This is a genomic window from Embleya sp. NPDC050154, assembly GCF_044460165.1.
Classification (GTDB): Bacteria; Actinomycetota; Actinomycetes; order Streptomycetales; family Streptomycetaceae; genus Embleya.
In genome coordinates this window covers 258,109-276,107 of sequence record NZ_JBITJP010000002.1, presented here as the reverse complement: position 1 = coordinate 276,107, position 17,999 = coordinate 258,109, and the positions used below count along the sequence as shown (strand labels likewise).

Genomic DNA, 17,999 nt, shown 5'->3' with positions numbered 1-17,999 from the left:
GCCCGGGTTGGGGAGACGGTTCGTCCGCTTCGCCACCGCCTGGGTTTCCGCCGCAACCTCAGCCACAACGTCCCTGGTACCAACGCACCTTGTGGATCGTCGTCCTGCTCGTCGTGTTCGCGCCGGTGGGCATCTTCCTGATGTGGAAGTACACCGACTGGCAGCGCCCGCTGAAGATCGGCGTCGCGATCGTCGCGGGCGTGGTCTTCCTGGTCGCCTTCGCGAACGCGGTGTCCGACGGGAAGGACGACTCCGGAAAGGACAAGGTGACGCCGGCCTCGACGTCGACGCCGGTCCCCTCGGGTGCGGCGACGACGCCCGCGCCCGCCGCCACCACGGCGGCGCCGACGAGCGCGCCGCCGGTGAGCAGCACAGCGCCGCCGCCCGCGACCACGGCTCCCGCCGAACCGCCACCGGCGGCACCGGCGCAGGACGAAGCGAACGTGCCGAAGGCCGATCCACCGAAGGCCGATCCGCCCAAGGTGGACCCGCCGAAGGCAGACCCGCCCAAGGCCGATCCGCCGCCGGCTGATGCGGGCGTGAAGGTCAGAGGCCAGTTCTGTTCGCAGCTCGGCGCCACGGCGGTGAACAACAAGGGTGAACCGCTGGTGTGCGCCAACAGCACCAACGGCACCAAGCGCTGGACGTAGCACCGACCGACATCCACATCGCCGACCTGTACGGCCCCCGGCCTTCCGCCGGGGGCCGTCCCACTTGAGTACACCTACTCATGCGCGCAACACCCGGTCGGCCCAACACTGTTGCCATGACAACGCCGCTGCGTACCAACAACACCCAGGGCTTCTTCGTTCAGGCCGCGCTGTCCTTCGGCGTATCCGTGAGCGCGGTCCTGATCGGGATCGTCTACCTCCCGGTGGACCGCTGGATCCGGGCCTTCCTCGGCCTCGGCGTGCTCTACGTCGTGACGTCGAGCATCACCATCGCCAAGGTGGTCCGCGACCGCCAGGAGAGCGAGGCCGTGGTCAGCCGGGTCGACCAGGCGCGCCTGGAGAAGCTGTTGACCGACCACGACCTGTTCCGCAACGACGGGATCTGAGCCCGAAGGGGCGGTGCTCGACGCGCCGCCCCCGGCCTACTGGCCCAATTCCTCGATCGTCTTCAGGATCCGCTTGTCGGACACCGGCTGCGGTGTGCCGAGCGACTGGGCGAAGTAGCTCACCCGCAGTTCCTCGATCTGCCAGCGCACCGCCGCGACGTCCGCCGGGATCGGTCCGCCCTTGGTTTGACGGTCCATCAGGTCCCGGTAGGCCGCCTGGATCTGATGGACCTTCAACATGCGCTCGCGATCTCGGACCGGGTCCGCCTCCAGACGCTGCAACCGGCGCTCCATCGCCTGGAGATAGCGATGCACGTCCGGCAGCCGGCGCCAACCCGCCTCGGTCACGAAGCCCTTGTGCACCAGCGCCGTGTACTGCGCCTTCAAGTCGGCGAGCGCCGGTGCCAGCGCGGGACTCCGGGTGGCCTTCAGCCGCCCGGCCACGTTGTGCGACGCACCCAGGACGCGCTCGACCTTGACCACGGTGTCCTCGGTCAGCCGAGGCAGCCCGGCCTTGACCCGATCACGCAGCCGCGCGAAGCCGGCCTCGTCCCACACCGGGCCGCCCGCGTCCTGGATCAGCATGTCCGCCGCGCACGCGAGGATGTCCTCGAAGAGCGCGTCGATGCCGCCGTGCGGGTTGTGGCTGAGCGTCAACTTGGCCATGTTGGGCAGCCGGCCCTGGATCTGCTTGACCGGCGACTGCACGTTCAGCAGCACCAGACGCCGCGTTCCGCGCCGCATCGCGCGCGACTGCTCGGGTTCGCTGTCGAACAGCCGGACCGCCACCGACGCGCCCTCGTCGACCAGCGCCGGATACGCCTTGACCACCAGCGGCCCGCGTCGCTGTTCGACCACACGCGGCAGTTCGCCGATGCTCCAGGCGGTGACGCCCGTGCGCTCGATGTCCAGCGTGCTCGCCGCCTCGGACACCGCGGCCCGCATCCGGTCGCGCAGCTTGAGCTTGAGCGCCTCCAGGTCCTTGCCCTCGGCGAGCGTGCGCCGGTCGTCGTCGAGCACCCGGAAGGTCATCCGCAGGTGCTCGGGCACCTTCGTCAGGTCCCACGTCTCGCGCTTGACCGGCATGCCGGCCATCCGGCTCAACTCGCGCTCCAGCACGTCCACCAAAGACCCCCGGCGAGCCGGGATCCGGGCCAGGATCGCGCGCGCGTAGTCCGGCGCCGGCACGAAGCCGCGGCGGATGCCCTTGGGCAGCGCACGGATGTACGAGGTCACCAATTCCTCGCGCAGGCCCGGGATCTGCCAGTCGAAGCCCTCGCCGGTGAGCTGGTTGAGCACCGCGACCGGGATGTGCGCGGTGACCCCGTCCGCGTTCGAGCCGGGCTCGAACTGATAGGTCAGCTTGAGCTCCAAGCCCTCCTCGACCCACGTGTTCGGGTAGTCCTCCTCGGTGATCGCGCCCGCCTTGGCGTTGATCAGCATGGACTTCTCGAAGCTCAGCAGATCCGGCTCGGCCCGGTGGGCCTTCTTCCACCACGCGTCGAAGTGCCGTCCGGAGACCACATCGGCCGGGATGCGTTCGTCGTAGAAGTCGAACAGGGTCTCGTCGTCGACCATGATGTCCCGGCGGCGGGCCCGGTGTTCGAGTTCCTCGACGTCCGCGAGCAGGCGCCGGTTGGCCGCGAAGAACTTGTGGTGCGTACGCCAGTCGCCCTCCACCAGGGCGTGCCGGATGAACAGTTCGCGGGACAGCTCCGGGTCGACCTTGCCGTAGCCGACCTTTCGCGCGGCCACGATCGGCACGCCGTACAGCGTGACCTTCTCGTAGGCCATCACCGCGGCCATCTTCTGTTCCCAGTGCGGCTCGCTGTAGGTGCGCTTGATCAGGTGCCCGGCCAGCGGCTCGATCCACTCGGGCTCGATCCGCCCGGCGATCCGCGCCCACAGGCGGGACGTCTCGACGAGTTCGGCCGCCATCACCCACCGCGGCGGCTTCTTGAACAGCGCCGAGCCGGGGAAGACCGAGAAGCGGGTGCCGCGCGCGCCGCCGTACTCGCGCTTGGCCGGGTCCATCAGGCCGATGTGCGAGAGCAGTCCGGACAGGATCGCGGTGTGGATGTGCTGCGTGTTCGGCTCCTGCGGTTCGCCGACGGCCTCGATCCCGAGCGACTTGGCGGCCGAGCGCAACTGGCTGTGCAGATCCTGCCATTCACGTATGCGCAGGTAGTGCAGGAACTCGCTCTTGCACAACTTGCGGAACCGGCTCGAGGACAGCTCGTCGCGCTGTTCCTTGATGTAGTTCCACAGGTTGAGGTACGCCAGGAAGTCGGATTCCTTGTCCGCGAACCGCGCGTGCAACTGATCGGCGTGCTGCTGGTGTTCCGCGGGGCGCTCGCGCGGATCCTGGATGGACAGTGCGGAGGCGATGATCAGCACCTCGCGCACCACGCCGTTGCGGTCCGCCTCCAGGATCATCCGGGCCAGACGCGGGTCGACCGGCAACTGGGACAACTTGCGGCCGACCGGGGTCAGCCGCTTGCGTACGTCCGGCTCGTCCGGGTCCAGCGCGCCCAGTTCCTGGAGGAGTTGGACGCCGTCCTTGATGTTGCGCCGGTCCGGCGGCTCCACGAACGGGAACGCGGCGATGTCGCCGAGGCCCAGCGCGGTCATCTGGAGGATGACCGAGGCCAGGTTGGTGCGCAGGATCTCCGGGTCGGTGAACTCGGGCCGCGACTCGAAGTCCTCCTGTGAGTACAGCCGGATGCAGATGCCGTCCGAGGTGCGCCCGCTGCGGCCCTTGCGCTGGTTGGCGGAGGCCTGCGAGACGGCCTCGATCGGCAGCCGCTGCACCTTGGTGCGCAGGCTGTACCGGGAGATCCGGGCGGTGCCGGGGTCGATCACGTACTTGATGCCCGGCACGGTCAGCGAGGTCTCGGCGACGTTGGTCGCGAGCACGATGCGTCGCCCGGTGTGTTGCTGGAAGACCCGATGTTGTTCGGCGGCGGACAGGCGCGCGTACAGGGGCAGTACCTCGGTGTTGCGCAGCTGTCGTTTGTTCAGCGCCTCGGCGGTGTCCCGGATCTCGCGCTCACCGCTGAGGAAGACCAGGATGTCGCCGGACGCCTCGCCGAGCAGTTCGTCCACCGCGTCGCTGATCGCCTGTACCTGATCACGATCGTCGGCGCGGCGTTTGCCCCCGCTCTCCTCGTCGTCCTCGTCCTCGTCGATCTCCGCGACGAGCGGGCGATAGCGCACCTCGACGGGATACGTACGGCCGGACACCTCGATGATCGGCGCGTCGTCGAAGTGCTGCGAGAAGCGCTCCGGGTCGATCGTGGCCGAGGTGATGATCACCTTGAGGTCGGGACGGCGCGGCAACAACTGTTTGAGGTAACCGAGCAGGAAGTCGATGTTGAGGCTGCGTTCGTGCGCCTCGTCGATGATCAGCGTGTCGTACTGCCGCAGCAGCCGATCGTTTTGCACCTCGGCGAGCAGGATGCCGTCGGTCATCAGCTTGACCAGCGTGTTGTCACTGGACTGGTCGTTGAAGCGGACCTTGTAGCCGACCACGTCGCCCAGTTGTCCGCCCAGCTCCTCGGCGATGCGGTCGCCGACCGTACGCGCGGCGATCCGGCGCGGCTGGGTGTGCCCGATCAGGCCCTGCACCCCGCGACCCAGCTCCAGGCAGATCTTCGGGATCTGGGTGGTCTTTCCGGAGCCGGTCTCGCCCGCGACGATCACGACCTGGTGGTCGCGGATCGCGGCCAGGATGTCGTCCTTCTTTTGGCTGACCGGCAGCGCTTCGGGGTAGCCGATCGTGGGCACGGCGGCGCGCCGGTTCGCGACCCGCGTCTCGGCGGCGTCGAACGCGGTGATCAGGCTCTCGGTCTCGGCGACCTGCTGCGGACCCTTGCGGTTCTTGCGGGTCCGGTCGAGACGACGGCGCAGACGGTCCTGATCCCGAAGCATCAGGTGGGGCAGGCGCGCCTGGAGGTCGGCGAGCTGAGATGTGGCTACTGGCGTTCCCATTACGGGGTCAAGGATAAGTGGCACCCCGGGGGCGCAGGCCAGCGGATTACTCCCGACGGCGATCCCCCGGCAGATCCTCCTGCCATGTCAATTGTTGAACGTAGAACTACTTGGTATCCTGGGCGCATGGACACCACCTCGCCCCGGGGCGCCGCGCGCATGCCCGTCGTCTACCTCGGTCACGGCGCACCGCCGCTCGCGGACGACGCGCTGTGGACCGGCCAGCTCGCCGCCTGGTCCGCCGAGCTGCCCAGGCCCACGGCGATCCTGATGGTGTCCGCGCACTGGGAGGACGCCCCGATCGCGCTCGGCGCGACCCGCACGATTCCGCTCGTGTACGACTTCGGTGGCTTCCCGGAGCACTACTACCGGGTCACGTATCCGGCGCCGGGTGCCCCCGACCTCGCGGCGCGGGTGCGGGCGCTGCTCGGACCCGACGTGCAGGATGTGCCGGAGCGCGGCCTCGACCACGGCGCGTACGTACCGCTGGTCGAGATGTACCCGGACGCCGACGTGCCGGTGCTCCAGATGTCGCTGCCCACGCTGGACCCGGTGCGGCTGTACGAGGTCGGCCGACGGCTCGCGCCGCTGCGCGAGGAGGGTGTGCTGATCGTGGGCAGCGGTTTCTTCACGCACAACCTGCGTGGCCTGGATCCCCGGGCGGACGCGCCGGCGCCGGGGTGGTCGAGCGAGTTCGACCACTGGGGCGACGAGGCGTTCCGCGCCGGCGACGTGGACGCGCTGCTCGACTTCACCCACAAGGCGCCCGCCGCGCGCCTGGCGCACCCCAGGACCGAGCACCTCGCGCCGCTGTTCGTCTCGCTCGGCGCCGGCCACGAGGATCTGGACCGGCTGAGCCAGGTGATCGACGGCTTCTGGTTCGGGCTCTCCAAGCGATCCATCCAACTGGGCTGACGCGGCGGAGCCGGATGGCGCGGCGGAGCCGGATGGTCCGAATAAGGCCAATGTCGTAAATAAATGGAACTGCGCCACGGCGCGCCACCGGAGCCGTAACGTAGCCGCATGGCTGCCAGAACCCTGCCGCAGAGCTGCGTGGGAGTCGGCTGCATGCTCGTGCGTGAGCACCTGAACACCGAACAGCGTTTCTGGGCGGCGAGGTTCTTCCCGTCCGGCGGTGTACGGGAGGACAGCGGGCTGCTCGTCGCGCTGCTGATGGCGTCGGCGCTGCACCGCGTCGCGCGCGGCCTGGGCATGTCGGACGCCGACCCGGACGCCGTGATGCGAGTTCCCGTGGTGCCGACGCACGCGCTCCTGCGCACCGACCACGACGCGATCGAGGCGGCTCGGACCTTCACCAATCCGGCCGAACTCGACGAGTTTCACACCCGCCTGACCCGCCTGTGCCCGGGCCGCGACGCGGTCTGGCCCTCGGTCCGCTGGACCGCCGAGGACCTCCTGTTGGTCTACGCGCACGCGGCGGCGACCCACCGGGTGCTCCCCACCCTGGACCCGACCCGGGCCCTGGCCGACATCGACCCGGGCCTGACCGTGGCCGGGTTGTGGGAGGAGTGAGCCCGGGCGGGCCCCGGGGTCGGTACACGCGAAGGTCCCCCGCCCGTCTCGGGCGAGGGACCTCGGTATCGACGCGTTCCGCGCCTCAGGCCTCGTCGGCCGGGGTCAGGCCGCTCTCGTAGTGCACGATCGTCGGCGGGACCGCGAAGAACTCGCCGACGATGGCCCGCCACTGCGGAAACAGGTCCGACTCGCGGAAGCCGACCGTGTGCGCCTCCAGGGTCTCCCAGCCGATCAGCAGCAGGTACGACGTGGGCGACTCGACCTGGCGGATCAGGCGCGCCCAGCGGAAGCCGTCGGACTTGGCGACGACCTCGCGGCCCCGCAGGAACGCGGCCTCGAATTCGGCCTCGCGACCTTCCGCGACGGTGATGTCCGCGTGCTCGATGATCATGACAGGCTCCCTGCTCGGTCGGATCGGCTGCCGGGCTCGGATCGGGTGAACGATCCGGGTCCGGGCGACAGGAGGATCATGGCGAACCGCCCCGGCGCGGATCGCGCCGGGGCGGTTCGCCACGCCGACGACCGGCCCACGGACCGTCGGCCGGGCGGTGTCAGCCGAACCAGCTCCGCTTCTTCCGGGTCAGCTGGTAGCCCAGGATGCCGAACACCACGGCGACGAAGGTCGCCATCGCGGTCCAGAACCACCGCGCGTTCGGACCGTCCATCCAGTCCCACTGGTACCAGTGGTCCTCTTCCTGGTCCCAGGCCACCGACCGGGTATCCGCCGTCTGGCCGCTCTTGAGCACCGAGCCGGCCTTGGTGATCGGCACCAGGGGGTCGGACAGCCGCCGGTCCGAGGTCGGTACCTGGTCGTCGCCGTCCTTGGTGTCCACCCGCACCGTCACCTTGGTCGCGGCGCCCGCGTCCAGGTCGGGCACGTCCATCGCGGCGATCCGGACGAAGTACATCCCGGGCAGCGGGTCGGTGGACCACGGCTCGGCCCAGTCGCGGACCGTACGCGGGGTGCAGGTCAGGCCGAGCTTGGTGTCGGTCTTCTGCGCCGTGGCGACCTGCTTGCCCTCCACGCACGGCTGGCGCCGACGCAGGCCGTCGTAGATCTCGATCCGGTAGGTCACCGGGCCGCTGCGCGCGTTGCCGGAGGCCAACTCCAGATCCACCTTGGCGTGGATCTCCTTGCCCGCCTTGGCCGGGAACTGCCAGTACAGATATTCGCCTTGGGACGCCGACCAGCGCGCGTCCTGGCCGAGCGCGAGCGTGCCCGCGCCCAGGAACGACGTCCCCGGCGGCACGTCCTGATCGGCCATCGCCGGCGCCGCGAACAGCGTCACGCCCACGAACGCCGCGGCGACCGTCGCCAACGCCCGCTTGATTCCACGGATCGCGCTCGTCATGACATCGCCTTCCCGAGAGCCTTGAACGCCCGGCGCAGCCAGCCGGCCAACAACCCGGCAATCAGGCCGAACCCGGCGAGTACGCCCAGGAACACCCAACCGCGGCCCAGGCCGTGCACGTTCGCGGCCTTGCTGTCGGTGGCCTGGACCAGGTCCACCGTCAACTCCAGCGGCAGGCCCGGCTTGGTGGCCACGTTCGGCTGCGCGGCGAACGCGTTGGTGACGACCAGGCAGATCGTCCTGGTCTTCGCGTTGTCACTGTCGGTCTTGTACGGGTAGCGCAGACCGGCGGACTGCACGTCCGTGCGGCCGTTGCCCGCCCCCGCGTTGCCGACCAGTTCACGGCCGTCCTCGCTGAACGCGGTGACCGTCACGTCGTAGTCGCGCGCGACCTTGCGGTCGGAACCCACCGTCGCGGTGGCCCGCAACTCCTGGTTCGGCTTGACCGGGACCTTGTACCAGAGGTGCTGGCTGAACTCCTCGCGGTCGCTGTAGACACCGGGCGCCAGCAACGGCGCGTCCTGGCAGCCGTTCGGGCTGCCCTTGACCGACGCGGGCGTCTCGTCCGCCTCGCGCACCGCGCGCTTGACGATCTGCTGGACCTTCTGCGACAACTCGTCCGCGTTGAGCACCGAGGTGTAGGTGCCGCCGGTGGCCTCCGCGATGCAGGAGAGCTGACGACGGGTGTTCTCGTCCGGGACCAGGCCCAGCGTGTCCACGATCAGGTTGAGTCCGGACGCGGCCAACTCGCGGGCCACGTCGCACGGGTCGGGCGGCGCGCAGGTCTCCTCGCCGTCGGTGATCAGGACGATCCGACGGCTGCCGGTGCCGGTGCCGAGGTCCTTGGCGGCCTCGCGCAACGACAGCGCGATCGGGGTCCAGCCGGTCGGGGCCAGCTTGGCGATCTCGTTCTTGATCACGACCTTGTTGGGCCTGCCGACCGGGGCCAACTGCTGGGTGTCCACGCACCCCTTGGCCTTGTCGTTGCCCGGGTAGGTGGCACCCAGCACCCGCACGCCGAAGTCGGCGGGCTCCGGGACGCTGTCCACGACCTCGTTGAAGGCCTTCTTCGCGGCGTCCATGCGGGTCATCCCGCCGGCGTCGTTGGCCTTCATCGATCCGCTCACGTCGAGTACCAGCTCGACTTTCGGCGGAGGCCCGGTCGGATTCGTCTCGTCGGCCATCGCGGACGGTGCGGAACCGCCCACGACAGCCAAGGTCGTCAGCAGGCCGATCAAGCCGGCCCCGACCTTTCGCATCTTGATCGTCACGGGGGAGGATCCTACGGATCAAAACGGCCCGCCGTTTGCCGTCTGCCGTAGGCCGATTGACAACCCGTCAGGCGGTTGATGACGATTCGTCGGAAACATTCCCGGCGGGCGCGGTCAGGTCGTACAACGTCACCCCGCCCACGGTGGTCGCGGTGAACGTCTGCGCGACCCAGGTCGCGATGGCCTGGGAGGCGTTGCTGCCGCCCATGCTGCGCATTCCGCCGCCCATGCCGTCACCGCCCGCGCCGCCGCCCATGCCGCCGGCTCCGCCGCCGATGAAGTAGTGGATCCGACCGTCCGTGACCAACTTTTGGAACTCGGCCAGGGTCGGCGAGGGGTCGCTGCCGTTGAATCCGCCGATCGGCATGACCGGCTTGCCGGTGGCCAGTTGATAGCCCGAGGCGCTGTTCGAGCCGACCGAGGCGGCCACCCACGTGTACGCGTCGCTGTCGCGCTTCAGCGTGTCGACGACCTCCTTGCCGGGTGTGCTGCCGTTGAGCAGTCCGCCCATCCCGCCGTCGCCCATCCCGCCGCCGCCCATGCCGCCGCCCTGACGGGGCGTCATCCCGCCGTTGCCCTGCGGAGCGCCGCCGTTGCCCGGCGTGGGGCGCTGCCCTCGCGTGCCGCCGGTGCCGTCGGGGGCCTGGCCGTTCTGCCCCGGGGTGCCCGGGAACGCCTGGCCGCCCTGACCCGGTTGGCCGCCCTGGGCCGGTCCCGGCGGGCCGCCCTGGAACGACCGGGGTCCGCCCGCCATGCCACCGGGTCCACCGGGCCCGCCGCGCCCGAAGCCCATTCCGGCCGGCCCCGCCGACGGGATCGACCCGCCCTTGGCGGTCGAGACGGTGTCCCACGTGTACGCCGCAGGTCCCGCGAGCAGCGCGGCCACCGAGACCGCGGCGGCCACCGGCGCGAGCCCGCGCAGCGCGGTCAGCGCGGCGCCGAACAGGCCCAGTCCGCCGAAGACTCCGCCGATCAGCACGACGTGGCGCAGCCACGGATGCCAGTCCGGCGTCCGGTCGAGCAGGTGGTACGACCACCACGCGCCGACCATCACGGTCAGCGCCGTGACCGCCGCCGCGCGCACGACCCGGCGCAGTTCCCACAGCAGCGCGGCGCCCATCGCCACCACCGCGGCGATCGCCGGCGCCAACGCGATGTTGTAGTAGGCGTGGAAGATGCCCGCCATGTAACTGAAGACCAACGCCGTGATCAACAGCCAGCCGCCCCACAGCACGATCGCCGCGCGGGCGGGATCGGTGCGCGGTGCGCGTCGGGTCAGCCACAGGCCCACCGCGAGCAGGATCAGCGCGGAGGGCAACAACCAGGAGATCTGGCCGCCCATCTCGGCGTTGAACAACCGGTCCCACCCGGTGGCACCCCAGTTGCCGCCACCGCCGCCGCGCGGTCCGCCGCCTCCGCCGCCTCCGCCGCCCACGCTGCCGGTCTCGTTGCCGTTGAGCCGGCCGAGCCCGTTGTAGCCCAGCGTGAGTTCCAGGATCGAGTTGTGTTGCGAGCCGCCGATGTAGGGGCGGGAGGATTCCGGCCACAGTTCGACGATGGCGATCCACCATCCGCCCGCGATCAGCAACGCGAGACCGGACCACAGCAGTTGCACCACCCGGCGCCAGAACCCGACCGGCGCGCACACCAGGTACACCAGCGCGAAGGCCGGCACGATCAGGAACGCCTGGAGCATCTTGGCCAGGAAGCCGAAGCCCACACACGCGCCGGCCAGCACCAACCAGCGGGTACTCGCGCTCTCCTGGGCACGCAACACCGCGTACGCGGCGACGGTGAGCAGCAGTACCAGCAGCGCGTCCGGGTTGTTGAACCGGAACATCAGCGCCGCGACCGGCGTGAGTGCGAGCAGCGCGCCGGCCAACAGACCCGCCCAGGCCGGGAACCGGCGCCGTACCGCGAGGTAGAGCACGCCGACCGTGGCGACGCCCTCCAGGGCCTGCGGGACCAGGATGCTCCACGCGTTGACGCCGAAGACCCGTGCGGACAGGCCCATCACCCACAACGACGCGGGGGTCTTGTCGACGGTGATCGAGTTGCCCGCGTCCGAGGAGCCGAAGAAGAACGCCTTCCAACTCTCGGTCCCGGCCTGGACCGCGGCCGAATAGAAGGAGTTGGCCCAGCCGGAGGCGCCCAGGCCCCAGATGTACAGCAGGCCGGTGCCCACCAGCAGGGCGAGGAACGCGGGACGCACCCAGGGCGCGTCCGCCTCGCGCCCGCGAACCGGCCGGGCGTACCAGGGTTTGCCGGTCGCGCTGCCGGCGTCGGGACGCGGTACGGGGAGCGGAGCCACTACGGCGGTCATGCGTCCTCACCTGCCGAGCCGGTCGAACCGGCGGAGTCGATGCCGGTCGGACCGGCGGATTCGGTCGCGCCGGCGGACCGGTGCGAGGGGGCCGAGGAGATCCGTGTGGCCGGGGCGGTCCGGGCGGTCGAAGCCGCCGAAGGGGTCGAGCCGCCGGCCGCGTCGGACGTGATCGAAGTCACCGAGGCGATCGCCCGGCCCGGGCCTGTCGCGGTCGCCGAAGCCCCCGGATCCGCCGCGGACGTCGGGTCCGAGGGATCGAACGGACCCACCGAGGCGGCGACTCGCGCGGTCCGGAACACCCACACCCGCAGCAGCAGGAAGCGCACGACGGTGGCGACCACGCCCGCGCCCACCAGTGCGCCCACCTCGACCGTGCGCGAGGGCCGGGCGGTCGCGGCGTGCAGCGCGGCCAGCGTCGCGCTGCTCAGGCCCAGGCCGACGACGAAGGCCAGGCCGCCCTGGGCCTGATGGCGCCAGGCCCCGGCCCGGCCGCGGATCCCGAAGGTGAATCGGCGGTTGGCCGCGGTGTTCGCGATCGTGGTGACGGTCAGGGCCAGCGCGTTGGCCGCGAGCGCGCCCATGCCGTCGCGCAGCAGGATGTACAGCAGCAGGTGTGCCAGCGTGCTCAGCACCCCGATCAGCGCGAAGCGCGGCAACTGCGCGCGCATGCCGCGCGGCAGCCGCGCCTCGCGTACCCGGGGCGGGACCGAGACCCGGAAGGTGCCCGCCGCGATCCGCCGGGCCACCCGCGCCATGCCGCGCAGATCGTCCAGCGCGGTGCGCAGCACGTCGACCCGGCTGTCCGGATCATCGACCCAGTCCACCGGGACCTCGTGGATCCGCAGCCCGTTGCGCTCGGCCAGCAACAGCAGTTCGGTGTCGAAGAACCACTCCTCGTCGTGGACGTGCGGCAACAGCGCCTGCGCGACCACCGTGCGCACCGCCTTGAAGCCGCACTGGGCGTCCGAGAAGCGCGCCGCGAACACCCCGCGCAGCAGCAGGTTGTAGGACCGCGACACCACCTCGCGGCGGGGACCGCGGACCACCGCCGCCGAACGGGCCAGCCGGGTGCCGATGGCGAGATCGCTGTGACCGCTGACCAACGGCGCGACCAGCGGGAGGAAGGCGTCCAGGTCGGTGGACAGATCGACGTCCATGTAGGCGACCACGTCCGCGTCGGACTCGGTCCACACCTTGCGCAGCGCCCGGCCGCGGCCCTTGCGGTCCAGGTGCACGGCGCGTACGTGCGGCAGTTCGCGCGCCAGGTCGCGGGCCACCTGCCAGGTCCGGTCGGTGCTGGCGTTGTCCGCGATGACGATGCGGAAGGCGTAGGGGAATCCGCCGAGCAGATAGGCGTGCAGACGGCGCACGCTGGCGGCCAGGACGTGCGCCTCGTTGTACACGGGCACCACCACGTCCACGATCCGGGTGCGAATCGGTGTCGTCAGGCTCATGCCGGTGACGTTGTCGAGCGGGCCTGGGAGCCGTCTGAGGCGTTTCTTAAGGTGGGATGAGAATCGTCGCGGCGGCCGGAAACCGGGGTGTCCCGGGCACGGAGACGGACGGGGGGTGGCGCGGGACGGTGGTGGGATGCGAATCTCGCGGTCCGAGACGCGCCTATGCTGCCGATCGCAGGACCGGTACGGCGCGACACAGCGATCCGGAGGTCGGATGAATACCTCGGCGGGTAGATCAGTCGGTGCGGACTCCGCGCAACCGTTCGTGGAGGCCGTGGAGATCCCGGCGGGCGGATGGAATTTCAACGCCCGAGTGGCCGGACCGGCGGACGGCCGGCCGGTGTTGTTCCTGCACGGCTTCCCGCAGACGTCCGCGTCCTGGACGGCGCAACTCCTGGGACTGGCGCGGGCCGGCTACCGGGCCATCGCGTTCGACCAGCGCGGCTACTCGCCGGGAGCCCGCCCTCCCCAGGAATCGGCCTACGGGCGCGACGAGTTGGTCGGCGACGTGATCGCCGTGCTGGACGCGCTCGGATCGACCCGGGTGGACCTGGTCGGCCACGACTGGGGCGGTGCGCTCGCCTGGCAGGTGGCGGGCCTGCACCCGGAACGGCTGCGCACCCTGACGGTGGTGTCCACGCCGCATCCGCTCGCACTCACCGCGGCGGTGCGCGACGACTCCACCGGACAGCGGGAACAGTCCTCGTACATTCGGCTGTTCCGCACCCGCGGGGTGGCCGAGGAGAAGCTGTTGGGGGACGACGCGGCCTACCTGCGCGCGGCGTTCGCCTCGCTGCCCACCGAGTTCACCGAGCGCTACCTCGCCGTTCTGCGCGAACCGGGCGCGCTCACCGGCGCGTTGAACTGGTACCGGGCGATCGACCCGAAGGCGCTGCGCGACATCGGCGACATCGCCACCCCCACGCTCTACGTCTGGAGCGACCGCGACCCCGCCTTCGGCCGTGCCGCGGCCGAGGCCACCGCGGACTCGGTCACCGGCCCGTACCGCTTCGAGGTGCTCGCCGACGTCGACCACTGGGTCCCGGAGAACGGCGCGGAAGCCCTGACGGGCCTGCTGCTGGAGCACCTGGCCGCTTTCGCCGACCAGGGCTGACGCCCGAGGGCCGCCTTCCACCCCGGGCGGCCCAGGGGCGTCGGTGGGGTCGTGTTCACCGGGGCCATGGAGCCGGGTGGGCAACGCGGGCAGGGGCCGTTCTGGGACGTGGTGGCGGGCAGGGTCGCGCCGCCGCCCGCGGCGGCGTTGCTCGGGTGGAAGCTGGTCGACGTCGATCCGGAGCGGGGCACCATCGAGGTGGCGTTCGAGATCGACGATCGTTTCCTCAACCCCGTGGGTGTGATCCAGGGCGGATTCCTGGCCGCGATGTTGGACGACACGCTGGGGCCGGCGCTGGTCGCGACGTTGCCGGCGGACGGGTTCGCGCCGACGCTCGACCTGCACGTGCAGTTTCTGCGGCCCGCTCGTCCGGGACGATTGGTCGGCCGGGGACGGGTCGTGCGGCGGGGCCGGGACATCGCGTTCCTGGCCGGCGAACTCATCGGTCCCGACGGCGAACCCGTGGCGGTGGCGACGGCGACCGCCCGCATCCGGACCCTTCGCCAGCGCGGTTGCCGCGCGGGCTTGCCACGCTTTTGGCACGCGGTCCGCCTCGCTTCGGCCGACCCGATGTTCCGCCCGGGGCGATCCGGTCAGCTCGATGTGCCCGGGAGGCGGAGGCGGGCGATCGTGCCGGGCCCGTCCTCGGCGGGCTCGAGGGCCACCGTGCCGCCCGCCTCGGCGGTGGTGCGGGCCACGATGGCCAGACCGAGACCGGAACCGGGCAGGCCGCGCGCCGCGGGCGCGCGCCAGAAGCGTTCGAACACATACGGCACGTCCGCCTCGGCGATGCCGGGGCCGTGGTCGCGCACGGTGAGTTCGCCGTCCTCGAGCCGGACCTCGACGCTCGCCTCCCCCTCGGCGCCGCCGAACTTGAGCGCGTTGTCCAGCAGGTTGACCACCGCCCGTTCCAGCGACGCGGGTTCGCCGCGCACGAACCAGGGACTGAGGTCCACCTCGATCCGCGCGTCCGGCGCACGCAACCTGGCCCGCCCCACCGCGCGTTCGACCGCGGTGTGCAGCGCGGCGGTGCTGGTCGGCGGTGCGTTGGGCACCTGCTCCGGCCGGGCCAGCAGCAGCAGATCGCCGACCAGGTCGGAGAGTTCGACCAGTTGTGCCTTGACGTTGTGCAGCAGGCGCTCCTTGTCGGCGGTCGGGATCGGCCGCCCGGTCTGCTCGCTGCGCAGCAGCAGGTCGGTATTGGTGCGCAACGACGTGAGCGGCGTGCGCAGTTCGTGTCCCGCGTCGGCGATCAACCGCTGCTGACGCAGCCGGGACGCCTTGAGCGACGCGGTCATCGCGTTGAACGAGCGGCCCAGGCGCGCGATCTCGTCCTTGCCCGCGATCGGGATCACGGTGTCCAGGTCCTCGGTGCGGGCCACGTGTTCGGCCGCCTCGGTGAGCCGGTCCACCGGCCTGAGCGCGGCCCGGGCGACCAACAGGCCCAGGGTCGCGGCGCCCACGATGCCGATCGCGCTCACCACCACCAGCCACATGGCGAGGCTGTCCAACGAGCTCTCGATCTCGCCGAGCGGCCGGGACACCGACACCGCCGTGTCCCGGCTCACCCGCTGGGTCATCACCCGGACGTGCCTGCCGTCCTTGGCGGTCGCGTCGTGGAATGTCACCTCCTTGCCGCCCGCCGCGACCGCCTTGTCGTCATCGCTCACCGGGACCGGGGCCACCGGGTCGGTGCTGGTGCCCAGTTGAGTGCAGGACCACCCGTCCGCCCTGATCACCTGGTAGGTCAACAGGCCGCGCTGGAACGGCGGAGCGGGCCGGCCGCAGATGTCCGCGATGGTGGAGCTGGGCCCACCGCGCGGATTCAGGAACGGTGTGCCGGTGGTGGCCAGCGTGCGGTCCATCTGCTCGCGCAGTTGATTGCGCGTCAGCACCCAGCAGGTCACCGCCGCCGCCGCGACGGCGAGCGCGACGGCGAGCGCGGTGAGCAGCGCCAGGCGGGCGCGCAGTGGCAGGTGACGGTGCATCAGGCCGGCGTTTCCGCCACGCGCAGCACGTAGCCGACACCGCGCACCGTGTGCACCAGCCGGGGCAGGCCGCCCGCCTCGGTCTTGCGGCGCAGGTACATCACGTACACGTCGAGCGAGTTGGACGCGGGTTCGAAGTCGAACCCCCAGACGTTGCGCAGGATCTGCTCCCGGGTCAGCACCTGGCGCGGATGGGTGAGCAACAACTCCAGCAGGGTGTACTCCGTTCGGGTCAGGTCGATCGGCTTGCCCGCCCGGGATACCTCGCGCGAGGCGGTGTCCATCCGCAGGTCGGCGAAGGAGAGCGTGTCGTCGGCTGATTCGCTCGGCCCGGACATCGCGCTGCGGCGCAGCAGCGCCCGTACCCGGGCCAGCAGTTCGTCCAGCTCGAACGGCTTCACCAGGTAGTCGTCCGCGCCCGCGTCGAGCCCGGTGACCCGGTCCCCGACCGCGTCGCGCGCGGTGAGCATCAGCACCGGGAGCGTGTCGCCGCGCGCGCGTAGTCGCCGGCACGCGGTGAGGCCGTCCATGCGCGGCATCAGCACGTCCAACAGGACCAGGTCGGGTGCGTCGCCGGAGATCGCGGTGAGCGCGGCCACCCCCTCGTCGGCGAGGGTGACCCGGTAGCCCTCGAAGCGCAGGCTGGACTCGAGTGCCTCGCGAACGGCGGGTTCGTCGTCGACGACGAGGATGTGCGGCGTTCCGGTGTCGGCGGCGGGCGTCATGGCGGCGACTCCTTGATTCGGCGGATCCGGGGGACCGGTTACTGCGGGTCGCCCCACGGTCGCACGCGGACACCCTCCGTGTGGACTCGGCACAAAGCGTGTCGTACCAATGTGCGCGCCGGACATGAAAGGAACATGAAAGCGACGCCGTTCGGTCGCGGATGACCCGCTCATGTGAGGATCTGGGGCGTGTCTTCAGTCCTCCGACGGGGGTTTGAAGACAGGCCCCAGGGCCACGGGACCGGTATCGCGACGGCAACCATGCCCACCGCGGCGCCGGCCCCGCGCGGCACGGGTGACCCCCGATCGTCGCGCCGACCGCCCCCAACCCGGAGGAGAACCGTGGACGCCGAGCCGGTACGCAGCAACCCGGACGCCGAGCCGACGCACCCGCCCACCACCGACGACCCGGTGCGGATGAGCCTGGACGACGGAATCGCCACCATCACGCTGGATTCGCCGGCCAACCGCAACGCGCTGTCCGCGCGCCTGGTGGCCCGGCTGCGCCACCACCTCGCCGAGGCGGGCGTGGACGAGCGGGTGCGCGCGGTGGTGCTCACCCACACCGGGCCGACCTTCTGTTCGGGCATGGACCTGCGTGAGGCCGCCGCGGGCGGCATGGCGCACGGCGCCGAGCAACTGCTTGCGCTGCTGCGGCTGGTGGTCGAGGTACCGGTGCCGGTGGTCGCGCACCTGCGGGGCAACGCGCGCGCGGGCGGGATCGGTCTGGTCGGCGCGGCGGACCTGGCGATCGCGCCCGGGCAGGCCACCTTCGCGTTCACCGAGGCGCGGCTGGGGCTCAGCCCGGCGGTGATCTCGTTGACCACGGCGCCGCGGATGGACCCGCGCTCGGTGTCGCGATACTTCCTCACCGGCGACGTGTTCGACGGCGTGGAGGCCGAGCGGATCGGGCTGCTCACCCGGGCGGTGGACGGCGTCGGCGGCGCGGACGACGCGGTCGCCGCGCTGGTCGCCTCGTTCCGCCTGTGCTCGCGACAGGGCCTGATCGAGTCCAAGAAGCTCACCACCGGCGCGGTACGGGCGGGCTTCGACCGCGACGGCCAAGCCCTCGCGCGGCGTTCCGCCGAGTTGTTCGCCTCGCCCGACGCGACCGAGGGCATGGCGGCCTTCCGGGAAAAGCGCAAGCCGAAGTGGGTGACCGGATGAGCGGGAGGCGGCGCGC

The 17,999-nt window shown here is 71.1% G+C and carries 14 protein-coding genes and 1 pseudogene; 7 read left to right on the top strand and 8 right to left on the bottom strand.

Annotation, left to right across the window (positions count from 1 at the left end):
• Nucleotides 1–89: 89 nt before the first annotated feature.
• A complete protein-coding gene (locus ACIBSV_RS04845; RefSeq protein WP_395859527.1) occupies nt 90–650 on the top strand; it encodes a hypothetical protein in 561 nt (186 codons plus the stop codon).
• Between the two features lie 116 nt (nt 651–766).
• Entirely contained in the window at nt 767–1,057 is a 291-nt protein-coding gene (locus ACIBSV_RS04840; RefSeq protein WP_395859526.1) for a YiaA/YiaB family inner membrane protein, read from the top strand.
• A 36-nt stretch (nt 1,058–1,093) separates the two neighbouring features.
• Here the strand turns inward: ACIBSV_RS04840 and hrpA are convergent, their stop codons facing one another.
• A complete protein-coding gene (gene hrpA / locus ACIBSV_RS04835) occupies nt 1,094–5,047 on the bottom strand; it encodes an ATP-dependent RNA helicase HrpA (protein ID WP_395859525.1) in 3,954 nt (1,317 codons plus the stop codon).
• A gap of 126 nt (nt 5,048–5,173) precedes the next feature.
• Between hrpA and ACIBSV_RS04830 the strand changes: the two genes are divergently transcribed.
• Entirely contained in the window at nt 5,174–5,962 is a 789-nt protein-coding gene (locus tag ACIBSV_RS04830; protein WP_395859524.1) for a dioxygenase, read from the top strand.
• A 108-nt stretch (nt 5,963–6,070) separates the two neighbouring features.
• Complete coding sequence (locus tag ACIBSV_RS04825) at nt 6,071–6,580, top strand: hypothetical protein (RefSeq protein WP_395859523.1); 510 nt, start codon at nt 6,071–6,073, stop codon at nt 6,578–6,580.
• An 85-nt stretch (nt 6,581–6,665) separates the two neighbouring features.
• Here ACIBSV_RS04825 and ACIBSV_RS04820 read toward each other — a convergent pair whose 3' ends face one another.
• The 5 genes from ACIBSV_RS04820 to ACIBSV_RS04800 form a co-directional block, all read right to left on the bottom strand.
• Nucleotides 6,666–6,974, bottom strand: a complete 309-nt coding sequence (locus tag ACIBSV_RS04820) for an antibiotic biosynthesis monooxygenase family protein (RefSeq protein WP_395859522.1) — start codon at nt 6,972–6,974, stop codon at nt 6,666–6,668.
• A gap of 160 nt (nt 6,975–7,134) precedes the next feature.
• Nucleotides 7,135–7,935, bottom strand: coding sequence for a peptidase (locus ACIBSV_RS04815; RefSeq protein WP_395859521.1), 801 nt, complete (start codon nt 7,933–7,935; stop codon nt 7,135–7,137).
• Nucleotides 7,932–9,206, bottom strand: coding sequence for a VWA domain-containing protein (locus ACIBSV_RS04810; RefSeq protein ID WP_395859520.1), 1,275 nt, complete (start codon nt 9,204–9,206; stop codon nt 7,932–7,934). The genes ACIBSV_RS04815 and ACIBSV_RS04810 overlap by 4 nt, the downstream gene beginning before the upstream one ends.
• A 67-nt stretch (nt 9,207–9,273) precedes the next feature.
• A complete protein-coding gene (locus tag ACIBSV_RS04805; protein ID WP_395859519.1) occupies nt 9,274–11,529 on the bottom strand; it encodes an ArnT family glycosyltransferase in 2,256 nt (751 codons plus the stop codon).
• Nucleotides 11,526–12,986 carry a glycosyltransferase gene (locus ACIBSV_RS04800; protein ID WP_395859518.1) on the bottom strand — a complete coding sequence of 487 codons (1,461 nt, stop codon included), beginning with the start codon at nt 12,984–12,986 and terminating at the stop codon, nt 11,526–11,528. Before ACIBSV_RS04800 ends, ACIBSV_RS04805 begins: the two co-directional genes overlap by 4 nt.
• Nucleotides 12,987–13,203: 217 nt before the next feature.
• Between ACIBSV_RS04800 and ACIBSV_RS04795 the strand changes: the two genes are divergently transcribed.
• Together ACIBSV_RS04795 and ACIBSV_RS04790 are read left to right on the top strand one after the other, a co-directional pair.
• Nucleotides 13,204–14,103: an alpha/beta fold hydrolase gene (locus ACIBSV_RS04795; RefSeq protein WP_395859517.1), complete on the top strand. Its 900-nt coding sequence runs from the start codon at nt 13,204–13,206 to the stop codon at nt 14,101–14,103.
• 66 nt (nt 14,104–14,169) lie between these two features.
• Nucleotides 14,170–14,577, top strand: a pseudogene (locus ACIBSV_RS04790) (PaaI family thioesterase); the annotation flags it as partial.
• 119 nt (nt 14,578–14,696) lie between these two features.
• On the opposite strand, the gene ACIBSV_RS04785 reads toward ACIBSV_RS04790, so the two are convergent.
• Together ACIBSV_RS04785 and ACIBSV_RS04780 are read right to left on the bottom strand one after the other, a co-directional pair.
• Nucleotides 14,697–16,091 carry a sensor histidine kinase gene (locus ACIBSV_RS04785; protein ID WP_395859516.1) on the bottom strand — a complete coding sequence of 465 codons (1,395 nt, stop codon included), beginning with the start codon at nt 16,089–16,091 and terminating at the stop codon, nt 14,697–14,699.
• Nucleotides 16,091–16,816 carry a response regulator transcription factor gene (locus tag ACIBSV_RS04780; protein ID WP_395859515.1) on the bottom strand — a complete coding sequence of 242 codons (726 nt, stop codon included), beginning with the start codon at nt 16,814–16,816 and terminating at the stop codon, nt 16,091–16,093. Before ACIBSV_RS04780 ends, ACIBSV_RS04785 begins: the two co-directional genes overlap by 1 nt.
• Before the next feature lie 342 nt (nt 16,817–17,158).
• On the opposite strand from ACIBSV_RS04780, the gene ACIBSV_RS04775 reads away from it, so the two are divergent.
• Entirely contained in the window at nt 17,159–17,983 is an 825-nt protein-coding gene (locus tag ACIBSV_RS04775; RefSeq protein ID WP_395859514.1) for an enoyl-CoA hydratase family protein, read from the top strand.
• The last annotated feature ends 16 nt before the right edge of the window (nt 17,984–17,999 follow it).